This is a genomic window from Spongiibacter pelagi (genome assembly GCF_014705705.1).
GTDB classification, from domain to species: Bacteria; Pseudomonadota; Gammaproteobacteria; order Pseudomonadales; family Spongiibacteraceae; genus Spongiibacter; species Spongiibacter pelagi.
In genome coordinates, this window is record NZ_JACXLD010000003.1 from 270,381 (window position 1) to 284,270 (window position 13,890).

General features: G+C 52.0%; 11 protein-coding genes. All 11 read left to right on the forward strand.

Features of this window, described 5'->3' with window-relative positions; translation table 11 throughout:
• The first annotated feature begins 449 nt into the window (after nucleotides 1-449).
• The 11 genes from IB286_RS07490 to rlmH all read left to right on the forward strand — a co-directional run bounded on the left by IB286_RS07490 (nucleotide 450) and on the right by rlmH (nucleotide 13,879).
• Nucleotides 450-1,922: a NarK family nitrate/nitrite MFS transporter gene (locus IB286_RS07490; RefSeq protein ID WP_190764095.1), complete on the forward strand. Its 1,473-nt coding sequence runs from the start codon at nucleotides 450-452 to the stop codon at nucleotides 1,920-1,922.
• 80 nt (nucleotides 1,923-2,002) lie between these two features.
• Nucleotides 2,003-3,715, forward strand: coding sequence for a bifunctional protein-serine/threonine kinase/phosphatase (locus IB286_RS07495; protein WP_190764097.1), 1,713 nt, complete (start codon nucleotides 2,003-2,005; stop codon nucleotides 3,713-3,715).
• A gap of 440 nt (nucleotides 3,716-4,155) precedes the next feature.
• On the forward strand, nucleotides 4,156-5,382 hold the full coding sequence (locus IB286_RS07500) for an alginate export family protein (RefSeq protein ID WP_190764099.1): 1,227 nt from the start codon (nucleotides 4,156-4,158) through the stop codon (nucleotides 5,380-5,382).
• Between the two features lie 251 nt (nucleotides 5,383-5,633).
• Complete coding sequence (gene mpl, locus IB286_RS07505) at nucleotides 5,634-7,007, forward strand: UDP-N-acetylmuramate:L-alanyl-gamma-D-glutamyl-meso-diaminopimelate ligase (protein ID WP_190764101.1); 1,374 nt, start codon at nucleotides 5,634-5,636, stop codon at nucleotides 7,005-7,007.
• Nucleotides 7,008-7,033: 26 nt separating this feature from the next.
• A complete protein-coding gene (locus tag IB286_RS07510) occupies nucleotides 7,034-7,657 on the forward strand; it encodes a flavin prenyltransferase UbiX (protein ID WP_190764103.1) in 624 nt (207 codons plus the stop codon).
• A 78-nt stretch (nucleotides 7,658-7,735) separates the two neighbouring features.
• Nucleotides 7,736-10,345, forward strand: a complete 2,610-nt coding sequence (locus IB286_RS07515; protein WP_190764105.1) for an efflux RND transporter permease subunit — start codon at nucleotides 7,736-7,738, stop codon at nucleotides 10,343-10,345.
• A gap of 6 nt (nucleotides 10,346-10,351) precedes the next feature.
• Nucleotides 10,352-11,005: an LON peptidase substrate-binding domain-containing protein gene (locus IB286_RS07520; protein ID WP_190764107.1), complete on the forward strand. Its 654-nt coding sequence runs from the start codon at nucleotides 10,352-10,354 to the stop codon at nucleotides 11,003-11,005.
• Between the two features lie 110 nt (nucleotides 11,006-11,115).
• Nucleotides 11,116-12,372 (forward strand): glutamate-5-semialdehyde dehydrogenase, encoded by a 1,257-nt coding sequence (locus IB286_RS07525; protein WP_190764109.1) that lies wholly within the window; start codon nucleotides 11,116-11,118, stop codon nucleotides 12,370-12,372.
• Complete coding sequence (gene nadD, locus IB286_RS07530) at nucleotides 12,369-13,016, forward strand: nicotinate-nucleotide adenylyltransferase (RefSeq protein ID WP_317889724.1); 648 nt, start codon at nucleotides 12,369-12,371, stop codon at nucleotides 13,014-13,016. Before IB286_RS07525 ends, nadD begins: the two co-directional genes overlap by 4 nt.
• A gap of 39 nt (nucleotides 13,017-13,055) precedes the next feature.
• On the forward strand, nucleotides 13,056-13,403 hold the full coding sequence (gene rsfS / locus IB286_RS07535) for a ribosome silencing factor (protein ID WP_190764111.1): 348 nt from the start codon (nucleotides 13,056-13,058) through the stop codon (nucleotides 13,401-13,403).
• Between the two features lie 8 nt (nucleotides 13,404-13,411).
• Nucleotides 13,412-13,879, forward strand: a complete 468-nt coding sequence (gene rlmH, locus IB286_RS07540) for a 23S rRNA (pseudouridine(1915)-N(3))-methyltransferase RlmH (protein WP_190764113.1) — start codon at nucleotides 13,412-13,414, stop codon at nucleotides 13,877-13,879.
• Nucleotides 13,880-13,890 lie beyond the last annotated feature (11 nt).

Here is a 13,890-nt window from a genome sequence, read left to right on the forward strand (position 1 = left end):
TCAATTTTTTTACGCCATCCGATTGTGTTTTTATTGGTGGATGGTGACATCGACTGGTACTTAGCAATGAATGTGCCATTGTTCTAATTTGTTTTTAAGCCATTGAAATTATTGAAGTTAAAATTTATTGCGCCTGCTTTTGGTGCTTTTGCTTGGGCTGGGTGAGCGGAAAAATGGTCTAAATTGTGCGCAGGTGATCCGAATTGGTGCGTTTTTCTTGTTTGGCTTGATCGGCTTGTGTGGTTGTTTTTGGTGCGTTTTTTGTTTCCGGTTTTTTGAGAAATTAAAATTATCTAATTAAAACAAATAGATATGCCTGTATTGCGGGGCTTGCGGAAGCTTGTTTTTGCGGATGGCATAGGGCTTGCTAAAGACCGGTCAAGCCGAGCAGTGGGCCCCGAAAAGGGCGAGATGCTCTGAAATGATCAAAACTGAGACAGGAGCAGTACATGTCTTCACCAAGCCTCAATCTGCTGGATTTAAAGCAGGCCCGAATTCGATTACTTCATATAAGCTGGTTTGCCTTCTTTCTTACCTTCGTAGTTTGGTTTAACCACGCCCCGCTATTGGCTTCTATTAAAGAAGCCTTTGATTTAACCGGGCAGCAGGTTAAAGCGCTGATGATTTTGAATGTGGCGCTCACCATTCCGGCGCGGGTAATTATCGGCATGTTGGTGGACCGTTTTGGTCCGCGCATTGTTTACAGCGGACTGCTGATGTCGGGCAGTGTGGTGTGCTGTATTTTTGCCTTTGCCAATAGCTATGAAATGCTGGCCTTGATGCGCTTTTTAATGGGCTTTATCGGTGCCGGTTTTGTTATTGGTATTCGCCTTGTGGGTGAGTGGTTTCCCGCTAAAGAAGTGGGCTTGGCCGAGGGCGTATACGGCGGTTGGGGTAACTTTGGTTCCGCAGCGGCGGCGCTGAGCTTGCCCACCATTGCCCTGATGTTTGGCGGTGATGATGGCTGGCGTTATGCCACCGCGATGACCGGTGTGATTGCCGGCGTTTACGGTATTTTCTTTTATATCAAGGCGCGTAACACCCCCAAAGGTTCAACCTATTTTAAGCCGAAAAAATCTGGCGGGCTGGTAGTGACTAGCAAGCACGATTTGGTGTTTTACATTGTTATGTGTGTGCCCATGTATTTGGCGCTGGCGGTACTAACTTGGAAATTGTCACCGGTGAATTTGGCTTTGCTAAGCAACGGTGCGGCGCTGGCGGTTTATATTGTTCTTGCGGTGATGTTTGTGGTGCAAATCAGCCAGATTTTGCGCGTGAACCACGATGTGTTGAATGGGGTGGAAATCCCTGAAATGCAGAAGTATGAGTTCAAGCAAGTGGCTATTTTGAATGTGGCTTACTTCGTTACTTTTGGCTCAGAGTTGGCGGTGGTGTCTATGCTGCCCCTTTTCTTCATGGATACTTTCCAGCTTGATGCGGTTAAAGCGGGTATGTTGGCCTCGGGCTTTGCTTTTATGAACTTGGCGGCGCGTCCCGGTGGTGGTTATTTGTCAGATAAAGTGGGCCGTCGTAAATCGCTGTCTATTCTGATTTGTGGTCTGACAATTGGTTATCTGGTGCTGAGCCAAATCACGTCTGCTTGGCCAATCTGGTTGGCGGTTATTGCCACCATGTGCTGTTCTTTCTTTGTACAAGCGGGTGAAGGTGCGGTATTTGCGATTGTGCCACTGGTTAAGCGCAGCATGACTGGGCAGATTGCAGGTATGACCGGTGCTTACGGCAATGTCGGTGCGGTAATCTTCCTGACCGCATTAAGCTTTGTTGATGCCTCTACTTTCTTTATGCTGATTGCAGGTTGTGCGGCGGTGATCTTTGTGGCGGTGCAGTTTATGACCGAACCCAAAGGGCATATTGCTGAATACAATGAAGACGGTTCAGTTGCGCTGATTGAAGTGAGCTGATTAATTAGGGCGCTGAAAATTAGCGTATTAGCGGTGCTTGCAGTTTGTGAGCGCCGTTTTTCTTGTTTTGGAAATGCTGAATGTATTTTGACGATGGTTTGAAACTGGATGTTGCTCAGCACAGTCGTGCTGGGGTCAAACCCGTCAATGAAGACAGCATTGGTATTCGTGTGCCCGATGATCACCAATTGGCGACCAAGGGTGCGGTGGTGGTGATTGCCGATGGCGTGTCGGCGGCGGAGGCGGGTAAAGAAGCCGCTGAAAGCTGTGTCACCGGTTTTTTGAACGACTACTATTCCACCCCGGATACTTGGTCGGTAAAGCGCTCGGCTCAGCAAGTATTGAATGCCTTGAATCGCTGGCTTTACGCGCAGGGGCAAAGCTATAACGCCGCTGAAAAAGGCTATGTTTCTACCTTGAGTGTGGCGGTATTTAAATCGCGCACCCTGCATATTTTTCATGTGGGCGATACGCGGGTTTATCGCCTGCGGCAGGGTATTTTCGAGCAGTTAACCCGCGATCATGCGCGCCAGATCGGGCGCAAGCAAACCTATTTAACAAGAGCGATGGGGCTGGATATCAGCCTCGATGTGGATTATCGCGCCATTGATATTGAGCTGGGCGATGTCTATCTGCTGAGCAGTGACGGCGTACATGATTCGCTAACGGCTAGTGAATTACAGGCGGCGCTTGAGGGCGATGCTGATCTGGGGCTGATTGCTGAAAGTTTGCTTGATTCCGCTTTGGCGGCAGATAGTCGAGATAATTTGAGCTGTCAGTTGGTGCGTGTTACCGGCTTGCCTCTGGAAGATACTCAGGAAGTGTATCGGCGTTTGACCGAGTTACCGTTTCCACCGCCATTGACGGAAGGGGCGGTGATCGACGGCTTGGTGGTGGTGGAAGAATTGCACGCCAGTACCCGCAGTCAGCTTTATAAAGTCTACGATGCCAATGCCGATCGGCATTATGTGATGAAAACCCCCTCGGCCAATTATGAGGATGATCCCGCGTATATTGAGCGATTCATTTTGGAAAGTTGGATTGGTCGGCGCATTGATCATGCCGGGGTGGTGAAAATTGTCGATGGGCCGCAGGCGCCGCGCTCGCTGTATTACCTATCGGAATATCTTGAAGGTAAAACGCTGGGGCGTTGGCTTGAGACCGGGCGGCCGGCCATTAATGACGCCATCGACATGTTCGAGAGCATTGCCAAGGCGGTATTGGCCATGCATCGTCGCGATACGCTGCATCAAGATATTAAGCCGGACAATATTATGGTGCTGCCCGACGACAGCATCAAAGTGATTGATTTCGGTGCTTGTTATGTTGCCGGTGTGGCGGAAATAGTCACCCCGATTGAACGCGATGTGGTGTTGGGCACGGCCCAGTATTCTGCGCCTGAGCACGTGCTGGGGCGTAAGCCGGGGGCGCGCTCTGATCAGTTTTCCTTGGCGGTGATCGCCTTTGAAATGCTGACTGGCAAGCTGCCCTACGAGGGTAGGTTGGAGTCTTGTCGCAGTAGCACGGCCTTTAATCGCCTGAATTATATTTCGGCCTGTAAATACAATTCGCTGATTCCGGTGTGGATGGATAAAGCCCTACAAAAGGCGTTGAGCATCAGTCCGGAGCTTCGCTACAACGATATCGCTGAATTTGTTCACGATCTCAAACACCCCAATCCGGCCTTTTGCCAGCCGGAATATCAGCCGCTGGTGCGGCGTCATCCTCTGCGTTTTTGGCAGGGGCTTTCCTTTGTTTTAGCACTGGCCTTGTTCTGGTCGCTCAGTCGCTAAGCTCTTTTTGCGCAGGTCTGCGCGTATCAAATTAGGTTTGGCGTGCGCTGCAAAATGGTGCGCGATTTATTTCCATTGCCTTTCCGGAAATCTTTTTTTGGTGCGCGCGTGAACTGTTTTGGTTATTTCCGCCTTGGCTGGCTTGGGGCTTTTTGGTGCGGAAGATGGCTTGAAATCGCAGATTGGAAATTTTTAATCGCTGTAACTTAATGAAATAAAACAATTTTTAAAATTAATTTCTCGTTTTTTTTATTTTGGCGCGTCACTTGCTAAACCCCTTTCAGCCACTGGGTAAAGGCATCGTGGTCGTGTTGAGGTGGAGAGACTTCTCATGCTGTCGGTGCAATCCAATAACAATCCCTGGCTGGAAGGCGAGCTAAAAATAGCCGCTTTTCTAGCAGTAAAAAACAAAAATTGTACAACGCTTTTGGAGAGTAACCATGTTGAAGTTGAAAGAAGCCTCAAAGATGCAAAAGGGCCTGTTGGCGGCAGCGATAATGGGAAGTGTGGCGGCAATACCTTCGGCCTATGCCGATGATTTTGCCTACGCATTGGCAAATGGTAAGGCGTATGGCGATTTTCGCCTGCGCTATGAATCTGTTGAGCAAGATAACGCGCTCAAGGATGCCACGGCGTTAACATTGCGTTCCCAGTTTGGCTACACCACCGGCACCCTGAATGGATTTTCTGCAACCATTGAAGCGGAAGACGTTCGCATTGTCGCGGGGGAAGGGGATTATTCTGTACCGCCAGCCGGCTACAAGACCGGTCAATATTCAGTGATTGCCGATGCGGAAACCACTGAGCTGGATCAAGGTTTTATTCAGTATAAAAACAAAGGTTTTACCGGCAAGTTGGGGCGTCAGGTATTAACTTACGACGGTCACCGCTTTATCGGTCACGTGGGTTGGCGCCAAGACAAGCAAACCTTTGATGGTTTGAGCCTGAGCTATTCACCCAGTAAAGAAGTTACGGTAAACGCGGCGTATCTCTACAAGCGCAACCGTATTTTCGCAGAAGCAGCGGATATGGATTCCAGCGATGTGCTGTTCAATATTGCCTATAACTCCGCTATCGGTAAGTTTGTCGCCTACAGCTATATGCTGGAAGACGATGCTACTGACCTGCAGCGCGATACTATGGGGGCCAGCTTTAGTGGCTCTACCGGCGGTGATGTGAAGTTTCTTTACACTGCGGAATATGCATCGCAAAGTAAAGAGCCAGCGGCGGGTGCGAAAACCGATACCGACTACGCTCTGCTTGAAGGTGGTGTGGTGGTAAGCGGCATCACCGTGAAGTTGGGTTATGAGTTGCTTGGCTCCGATGACGCTACCGATGCCTTCCAAACGCCGCTGGCGACAATGCATAAATTTAACGGCTGGGCGGATAACTTTCTGGTGACACCGGCGGCAGGTCTGGAAGATACCTACCTCTCTGTTGGCGGTAAGCTGGGCGGTGGTGCTTGGAGTGTGATCTATCACGACTTTGCGGTTGATGATGACAGCGCTGGTGCTTCGGATTACGGCAGCGAAGTTGATGCGGTATATAGCAAAGCTTTCGGCAAAAACTACTATGCGGGTATTAAGTATGCTGCGTTTTCGGCGGACTCAGCCTCAACGTTAGTTGATACCGATAAACTATGGGTGTGGGTAGGCGCCAAGTTCTAGGCTTGGATTTGCTACTGCGCTCGCAATCTTGGCCGCCAGCGGTACTCGGAATGCTCATTTATTACATATAAATTCCGCTTCTTCCGTTCCGGTGGCGACCAAGCTTGCATCGCTCGTGACGTTATTCCTTATTTGTAGGTTCGCCTTTAACTTCTAGAGCTTTCTTAAGCCGGGTGCTAACTGCAACGGCTGCTTTCTATTCCTAAGCAGTGATACCATGCCACTCATATTTTTGAGTGGCATTTTTGTTTATGCATATCCATATCCTCGGCATTTGCGGCACCTTTATGGGTGGTCTGGCGATTTTGGCGCGTCAGCTCGGTCATACGGTGACCGGTTCCGATGCCAATGTTTACCCACCAATGAGCACCCAATTGGAAGAGCAGGGCATTACTCTGATGGAGGGCTACGATCCCAGCCATTTGCAGCCCGAGCCAGATTTGGTGGTGGTGGGCAATGCCATGAGTCGCGGCAATCCCGCTGTGGAATATATGCTGGATCGCGGTTTGCGCTATACCTCTGGGCCGCAGTGGTTGAATGAGCATGTCTTGCAGGGGCGTTGGGTTTTGGCTTGCTCTGGTACCCACGGTAAAACCACAACCTCAAGTATGCTCGCTTGGTTATTGGAAGACGCCGGCTATGAGCCGGGTTTTTTAATTGGCGGTGTGCCGGGAGACTTTGGTATTTCTGCGCGCATCGGCGGTTCAGATTTTTTTGTGATTGAGGCCGATGAGTACGACAGCGCCTTTTTTGATAAGCGCTCCAAGTTTGTTCACTACCGTCCGCGCACGCTGATTATTAATAATCTGGAATTTGATCACGCGGATATTTTTCCTGATTTGGCCGCAATTCAGCGCCAGTTTCATCATGTGATTCGCACGGTACCCGCGACCGGGCGTTTGCTCGCGCCGGTGGCCGTGCCCGCTATTGATGAAGTATTGGCGATGGGTTGCTGGAGCGAGTGTGAACGCTTTAGTGCGGCAGGGGAGCCAGCGCAGTGGCAGGCTAAATCCTTGTCGGCCGATGGCTCTGAATTTGAGGTTTTGTTCGAAGGCCAGTCAATGGGCACGGTGCAGTGGGCGCATACCGGCGAGCACAATATTAATAATGCGCTGGCGGCGGTGGCTGCCGCTCGCCATGTTGGGGTTACTCCGCAAACGGCGGTGGCCTCACTCAGTCGTTTTCAGGGCGTAAAACGGCGTATGGAATTACTGGCTGATATTGCCGGTATTCGTGTTTACGACGATTTTGCACATCACCCCACGGCAATTGAAACCACGCTGGCGGGTGTACGGGGCCGAGTTGATGCTGCTGGAGTCGGGCGGGTTATTGCTTTGATTGAACCGCGTTCCAATACCATGCGTATGGGAGTGTATCGGGATCGATTAGCGGCGAGCTGTGCCGATGCCGATGCGGTGATTTGGTATCAGCCGCCCGGTTTGGATTGGTCGCTAGACAGCGTGATTGAAAACAGTCCGGTGCCGGCGCGTTTGAGTTCCAATCTGGATCAACTTGTTGCTGAGCTCGTTGCAGAGTTACGCGCCGGGGATAATCTAGTGATTATGAGCAATGGCGGTTTTGGGGGTGTTCACCAAAAAGTGGTGAAGGCGCTAGAGCAAGAGTAAGAGCAAGAGTAAGAGAAAGCGAGAACGTGAAATCGGAAAGTGAACGTAAACGAGTCACCTTAGCCATCACTGGCGCTTCGGGAGCGCAATATGGCCTGCGCCTTCTGGAGTGTTTATTGGCGGCAGAGTGCGAGGTGCATGTGATGATTTCCAAGGCGGCATTATTGGTGATCGCCACGGAAACCGAGCTGCAATTTTCTGCCAATAGTCGGCAATTAAAGTCCCAGCTCTTGCAAGCCTGTGGCGCCGAATCTCGCGCTGAACAATTGTTTGTTCACGACCGGGAAGACTGGATGGCGCCGGTGGCTTCTGGCAGTGGCGCGCCGTCTTCTATGGTGGTGTGTCCGGCCAGCACCGGCACGCTCTCAGCCATCGCCTGTGGCGCCAGTAATAATTTAATTGAACGGGCGGCGGATGTTGTACTCAAAGAGCGTCGGCAGTTAATACTGGTAACACGGGAAATGCCGCTTTCAACCATTCACCTGCAACATATGTTGAGCCTGAGTCAGATGGGCGCAACCATTATGCCGGCCTCGCCGGGGTTTTACCGCAAGCCGCAATCGGTTGCTGATATGGTGGATTTTGTGGTGGCGCGGGTGCTGGATCATTTGGGCATTGCGCAAACGTTGGTGCCGCGTTGGGGTGAGTAGTTCGCGTTGCTGCGATCAACAAAAATTAAAGAAATGGAAGGGCTGCTGAACAGCCTGAACTGTATTAAAGGATCATAAATGAACGCGATAGTGGAATCGCTCTACCAGAAAATTTTACTGCGCCATGCGGCCTTAGCCATGGTGATTCTGGTTGCCGTGCTCGGTTGGTTGGGCAGTTACATTCCCAGTTTGAAATTGGATGCGTCTTCCGAAGCGCTGGTACTGGAGGGGGACACCTCGCTGGCCTATTACCGGCAGATAGTGAAGCGCTATGGCAGCGAAGATTTTTTGGTAGTGACCTATCGCCCCAATGGTTTTTTACTGGCTGACCGGCAGCTGCAAACCATTGATGCCATGCGTGCCAAGTTTGCCGCACTGCCCGGTGTTTCCGGCGTAACAACCATACTGGATGTGCCGCTGCTAGATAGCCCACGGGTGGGCCTGAGCCAAGTGACGGGCGGTGATATTCCTACTCTGCGTGACCCTAAAATTGACCGGGAGCTGGCGCTGAAAGAATTTACCAGCAGCCCGATTTATCGCCAATTGCTGACCAGTATTGATGGCAAAACCACGGTATTGCAGGTCAATCTGCAGCGCGATGAAAAATACTTTGAGTTGATGAATATCCGTAACGATCTGCGTGATGCGGCTCGAATGGGCGATATTGAATCCGAGCTGAAATTGCACGCTGCGGAAAAGGCCTTTGCGGATTACACCGCAGAAGCCCATGAGCGCTCAGAGGAATTGGTGGCTTCTGCGCGGGGCATCATTGAGGAATATCGTGGCGATGCCCAGCTATTCCTCGGCGGTGTGCCGATGATTACCGTAGATATGATCGACTTTGTTAAAGGCGATTTGAAATTATTCGGCACCGGCATTTTGCTATTTATTGTCGCTATGCTGGCGGTGATTTTCCGCAGCCTGCGCTGGGTATTGATTCCGCTTTCCACCTGCTTGGGCACGGTGGTGTTTATGCTGGGTTTGTTGGGCTTTCTGGATTGGCGGCTCACGGTTATCTCCGCCAATTTTGTCGCCCTGCTGCTGATTTTGACCTTGGCCATTACCATTCACTTGGTGGTGCGTTATCGCGAATTGGCCAATGAATTTCCCAAGGCCAGTCAGTACGACATTGTGCTGCAAACCGTGCAAAAAATGCTGCGGCCCTGCCTGTATACCGCGTTGACCACCTTGGTGGCGTTTGCCTCCTTGGTAGTTAGCGGTATTCGTCCGGTTATTGATTTTGGCTGGATGATGACCATGGGCGTATTGGCCGCCCTAGTAATGGCTTTTGTAATTTTGCCCTGTGTTTTAATGCTGTTGCCACGCAAGGAAGAGCGCGGCGGAGAAGCCAGTAAAACCTCATTCACACTGATGTTTGCCAAGGCAACGGAGCATTATGGCGGTGTGATTATTGTGGTTTCGGTGCTGCTGCTGGCGTTGAGTGGTTGGGGAATTTCCCAGTTAAAAGTGGAAAATCGCTTTATTGATTACTTCCACGACACCACTGAAATTTATCAGGGCATGGAAACCATCGACTCCGAGCTGGGCGGTACTATCGGGCTGGATATTATTTTAGATATGCCCAAGCCTACGGCTGAAGTTGAAGTAGATACGCCAGTGGCAAGCGCAACCGCGCCCGCAGCGGATCTGGCCGATGATGAATTCGCTAATGACGATTTTGCGGGGGATGATTTTGCGGATGATCCTTTTGCCACAGATCCTTTCGCTGAGGATTTTGGGGGCAGCTTTGGTTCTTCCGCCAGCACTTCCGATAGCTATTGGTTCACCGTGGCGGGCCTGAAGCGCATTCAGGAAGTCCACGATTATATGGACGGCCTTGAAGAAACCGGTAAGGTGCTATCACTGGCGACGTTCTACGAGGTGATGCAAATGGTGATGGGCAATGTCGATGATTTGCAATTGGCATTGGCGGCGCGTTCCCTGCCGGAATCCATCAATGAAATTCTGATCGACCCCTACCTCTCGGTCGAGGCGGATCAGGCGCGGATTAGCCTGCGGGTTAAAGAAACCAGCCGCACCTTGCATCGCAATGAGTTGCTGAAACAGGTTCGCGCTCATCTGATTGATGATTTGGGCTTTGAACCTGAGCAAGTGCATCTCACTGGCATGTTGGTGCTGTACAACAATATGCTGCAAAGCCTGTTCAAGTCGCAGATTCTGACGCTGAGCGCGGTGTTTGTGGCTATTCTCGCCATGTTTATGGTGTTGTTCCGCTCCTTTAGCCTGGCATTGATTGCGCTCACGCCCAACTTGCTGGCCGCCGGTGCGGTGTTGGGAGGCATGGGCTTGGCGGGCATTCCGCTGGATATGATGACCATTACCATTGCTGCGATTACCGTGGGTATTGGCGTGGATGACACCATCCACTATGTGCACCGCTTTATCAGCGAGTTTCCAAAAGATCGAAACTACCTGCAAACCATGTATCGCTGTCACGGCAGTATCGGGCGGGCCATGTACTACACCTCGGTGATTATTATTTTCGGCTTCTCCATTCTGATGCTGTCGAACTTCACGCCTAGCATCTACTTCGGCCTGCTTACCGCGCTGGCAATGATTGCCGCACTGGCCGGGGCCATGCTGTTGCTGCCCAAACTGGTACTGGTCTTTAAACCTTTGGGGCCAGAAGGTGTAGCAGCTGACGTGGTAGTTAAGACGGCGGAATAAACGCAAATGGCTGAGCTGCAAAAAGACTATCCCTTATTCCCGCTGGGTATGCCGCTGTTTCCCGGCGGCCGAATGGCATTGCGGGTATTTGAACGCCGTTATCTGGATTTGGTGCGGGACTGTCTGCGCAACGATCAAGGCTTTGGGGTGGTTTGGTTGCATCAGGGCGCCGAGGTGGCTGCCGAGGGTGGCGATGAAATCGAGCTGGCCGAATACGGTGTTGAGGCGCGCATTGTCGATTGGGATCAAACCAAAGACGGCCTGCTGAGTATCACCATTGAGGGCGTTCGCCGCTTCCGCTTGGAGCAATTCTGGCTGGCAGAAAGCGGTCTGAATCGCGGCGATATTGAGTGGTGTGAGCTGGGCGACGAGGGCGATGACAGTGAGTGCCAGAGTGAATTGGCGCCTGAAATTGTCGAGGGTTTGCTGGCTAATAATCGCGCCCTGTTGGAGGCCTTGAGCGAGCATCCTCATGTTGCGCGCTTGGGGATTGATATTACCGTTACCGATATTGCCGGCTTGGTGTATCGCCTAGCGCAATTGCTGCCGATGCCGCCATCGGCAACCTATCCATTGCTCGAATTCAATACGCCATTGGGCTTGCTGGAAGAGCTGCACAGCCTACTTGGCGAATACGCCGACGATCACGCCTCGGATTGAATCACTGCGCTCGCCTGAAGCGTGCGGTTTACATAGAGGCGAGCCCCCGCTTTCGTTATAATGCCCGTTTTATCTGCCGCTCGCTTTGTGAGCAGGTCTGAGGAACAACAATGCAAGTAACAGACTATATGCGCCAACTGGGTCAACAGGCCCGTACTGCGGCGCGTATTGTGGCTGCCGCCGATACCGGCGTTAAAAATCGTGCGCTGCTGGCCATCGCTTCGGCCATTGATAGCAGCCGCGAGGTGATTATTGCCGCCAATCAAAAAGATCTGCAGGCCGGAGAACAATCCGGTTTAGATGCGGCGCTGCTAGATCGTCTTGCTCTGACTCCAGAACGCATCGACGGCATGATTGAAGGTCTGCATCAGGTCGCCTCACTAGCGGACCCCGTAGGAGCAATCAGTGATCTGAATTATCGTCCCAGCGGCATCCAAGTTGGCAAAATGCGTGTGCCACTGGGTGTGGTTGGCATCATTTACGAATCCCGTCCCAATGTAACTGTTGAAGCGGCCAGCCTGTGCCTGAAATCCGGTAATGCGGCAATTTTGCGTGGCGGCTCAGAGGCGCTGAATTCCAATCAGGCGCTGGCGGCTTGCCTGCGCACCGGTTTAGCTGAAGCGGGTTTGCCTGAAACCGCAGTACAAGTGTTGGAAATTACCGACCGGGCGGCGGTGGGCGAATTGATCACCATGCCAGAATATGTGGATGTAGTGGTGCCCCGTGGCGGTAAAGGCTTGATTGAACGCATTGCTAACGATGCCACTGTCACGGTGATCAAGCACCTCGACGGTATTTGCCACGTTTACATTGATGATGAGGCCGATGCGGAAAAAGCCATTGCCATCACCCTCAATGCCAAAACCCATCGCTATGGCACCTGTAACACCATGGAAACACTCTTGGTGGCTGAAAGTCGTGCCGAAGAATTATTGCCACCCATTGCCGAGCTGTTAGTGGAAAAAGGGGTGGAGTTGCGCGGCTGTCCACGCACACGTCAGGTATTAAATGGCGCGGTTGCCGCTACTGATGAAGATTGGGCCACCGAATATCTGGCGCCGATTCTCTCTGTGCGCGTGGTGCAGGGGCTGGATGAGGCCATGGCGCATATTGAGCAGTACAGCTCTCGCCATACCGAATCCATCATTACCGAAAATTACACCACCGCCCGTCGTTTTCTGCGGGAAGTGGATTCCAGCTCGGTAATGGTTAACGCCTCGACCCGTTTTGCCGATGGTTTTGAATATGGTCTGGGTGCGGAAATTGGCATTTCCACCGACAAGATTCACGCCCGAGGTCCGGTTGGGCTTGAAGGGCTGACTTCCCAGAAATATGTGGTACTTGGCGACGGCCATATTCGTCAGTGAGTAAGCCCTTGCGTCATATCGCTATTTTTGGCGGCACCTTCGACCCTATTCACAACGGCCATTTGCGTTCGGCGGTGGAAGTGCGAGAAGAATTGGCTGCCGATGAATTGTGGTTGTTGCCAAGTAATCGCCCGCCGTTACGTGATCGCCCAACGGCCAGTAGCGAACAGCGTTTGGCCATGGTGATGGCGGCGGTTCACGGCGAGCCGGGTGTAAGGGTGGATGCCCGCGAATTGCTGCGCGATACCCCCTCGTACACGGTGGATACGCTGAGTGAAATTCGCGCAGAAGTGGGCGAGGACATTGCCCTGACTTTAGTTGTTGGCAGTGATGCGCTGAATAAACTGCACCAGTGGCACGATTGGCAGCGTCTATTGAGTTTGGCCAATATTCTGGCCTTGGGTCGGCCTGATTACGAGCTGCAATTGGATGCGGCGGTGGCCGATCAATTGGGCAAGGCGGCCTGTGATAAATCGCAGTTGGGCTTGCAATCCCGTGGCGGATTTTGTGAGCTGAAGTTGGTGCAGTTGGCGATTTCAGCCACGGATATTCGCGAGCGTTTGGTCGGCGGGCAATCGGTGCGCTACCTGCTACCCGATGCGGTAATTGATTTTATAAATCAGCAGCAGCTTTATCGCCGCTGATACTGATTTGCGTTTTTTGATTGATGAGTAAAACCCTGGATGGATGTTGATAATTTAAAACAAGTAATCGTGAATGCCCTTGAGGATGTTAAGGGCAAAGACATTGTCGTGCTAGATGTGCGAGGAATCAGCGGCGTGACCGACTATATGGTGGTCTGCAGTGGTACCTCAAGCCGCCATGTGAAATCGCTGGCCGACAATGTTTGGAGCGAGGCCAAGAAACAGGGTTACACCCCCATTGGCATGGAAGGTGAGCGTTCTGGCGATTGGATTCTGGTCGATTTCGCCGATGTAGTAGTGCACGTTATGCAGCCCGATGCCCGCCAGTTTTACGATCTGGAGCGCCTCTGGTCGGTTCCTGCGTCACCTGATACCGCCGGGGAATAACGCCGGTTATGCGGGTCTCGCTGATTTGTATTGGCGGTAAAATGCCAGCTTGGGTCGATGACGGTGTTGCGGAATACCGCAAGCGTCTGCCCCCGGAAATTCAGTTTGAGATTCGCGATCTGCCGCTGTCAAAGCGCGGCAAGAACACCGATATACGCCGCGCTATCGCCCAGGAAGGAGAAGCCATGTTGGCTGCAATCCCCAAAGGCGACACTGTGGTGGCACTGGATGTAAAAGGAAAATCAATCAGCACGGAATCGCTGGCCAGCAGTCTCGAAAGCTGGCAAATGGACGGAGACAATATCAGCTTATTGGTGGGTGGGCCCGACGGGCTTAGCGCCGACTGCCTTGCGATCGCCAAGCAAAAATGGTCGCTGTCGGCCATGACCTTACCGCACCCGCTTGTACGCGTGGTATTGGCTGAGCAACTGTATCGGGCATGGACGATTCTGGCTAAACACCCCTATCACCGGTAGGGCGGACTTTT

What these genes read in the sequence shown, in the direction of transcription:
- IB286_RS07515 (WP_190764105.1), top strand. Translation starts at nt 7,736, where the DNA reads ATGAACGCGATAGTGGAATCGCTCTACCAGAAAATTTTACTGCGCCAT.
- IB286_RS07525 (WP_190764109.1), top strand. Translation starts at nt 11,116, where the DNA reads ATGCAAGTAACAGACTATATGCGCCAACTGGGTCAACAGGCCCGTACT.
- IB286_RS07495 (WP_190764097.1), top strand. Translation starts at nt 2,003, where the DNA reads ATGTATTTTGACGATGGTTTGAAACTGGATGTTGCTCAGCACAGTCGT.
- mpl (WP_190764101.1), top strand. Translation starts at nt 5,634, where the DNA reads ATGCATATCCATATCCTCGGCATTTGCGGCACCTTTATGGGTGGTCTG.
- IB286_RS07500 (WP_190764099.1), top strand. Translation starts at nt 4,156, where the DNA reads ATGTTGAAGTTGAAAGAAGCCTCAAAGATGCAAAAGGGCCTGTTGGCG.
- rsfS (WP_190764111.1), top strand. Translation starts at nt 13,056, where the DNA reads ATGGATGTTGATAATTTAAAACAAGTAATCGTGAATGCCCTTGAGGAT.
- IB286_RS07490 (WP_190764095.1), top strand. Translation starts at nt 450, where the DNA reads ATGTCTTCACCAAGCCTCAATCTGCTGGATTTAAAGCAGGCCCGAATT.
- IB286_RS07520 (WP_190764107.1), top strand. Translation starts at nt 10,352, where the DNA reads ATGGCTGAGCTGCAAAAAGACTATCCCTTATTCCCGCTGGGTATGCCG.
- rlmH (WP_190764113.1), top strand. Translation starts at nt 13,412, where the DNA reads ATGCGGGTCTCGCTGATTTGTATTGGCGGTAAAATGCCAGCTTGGGTC.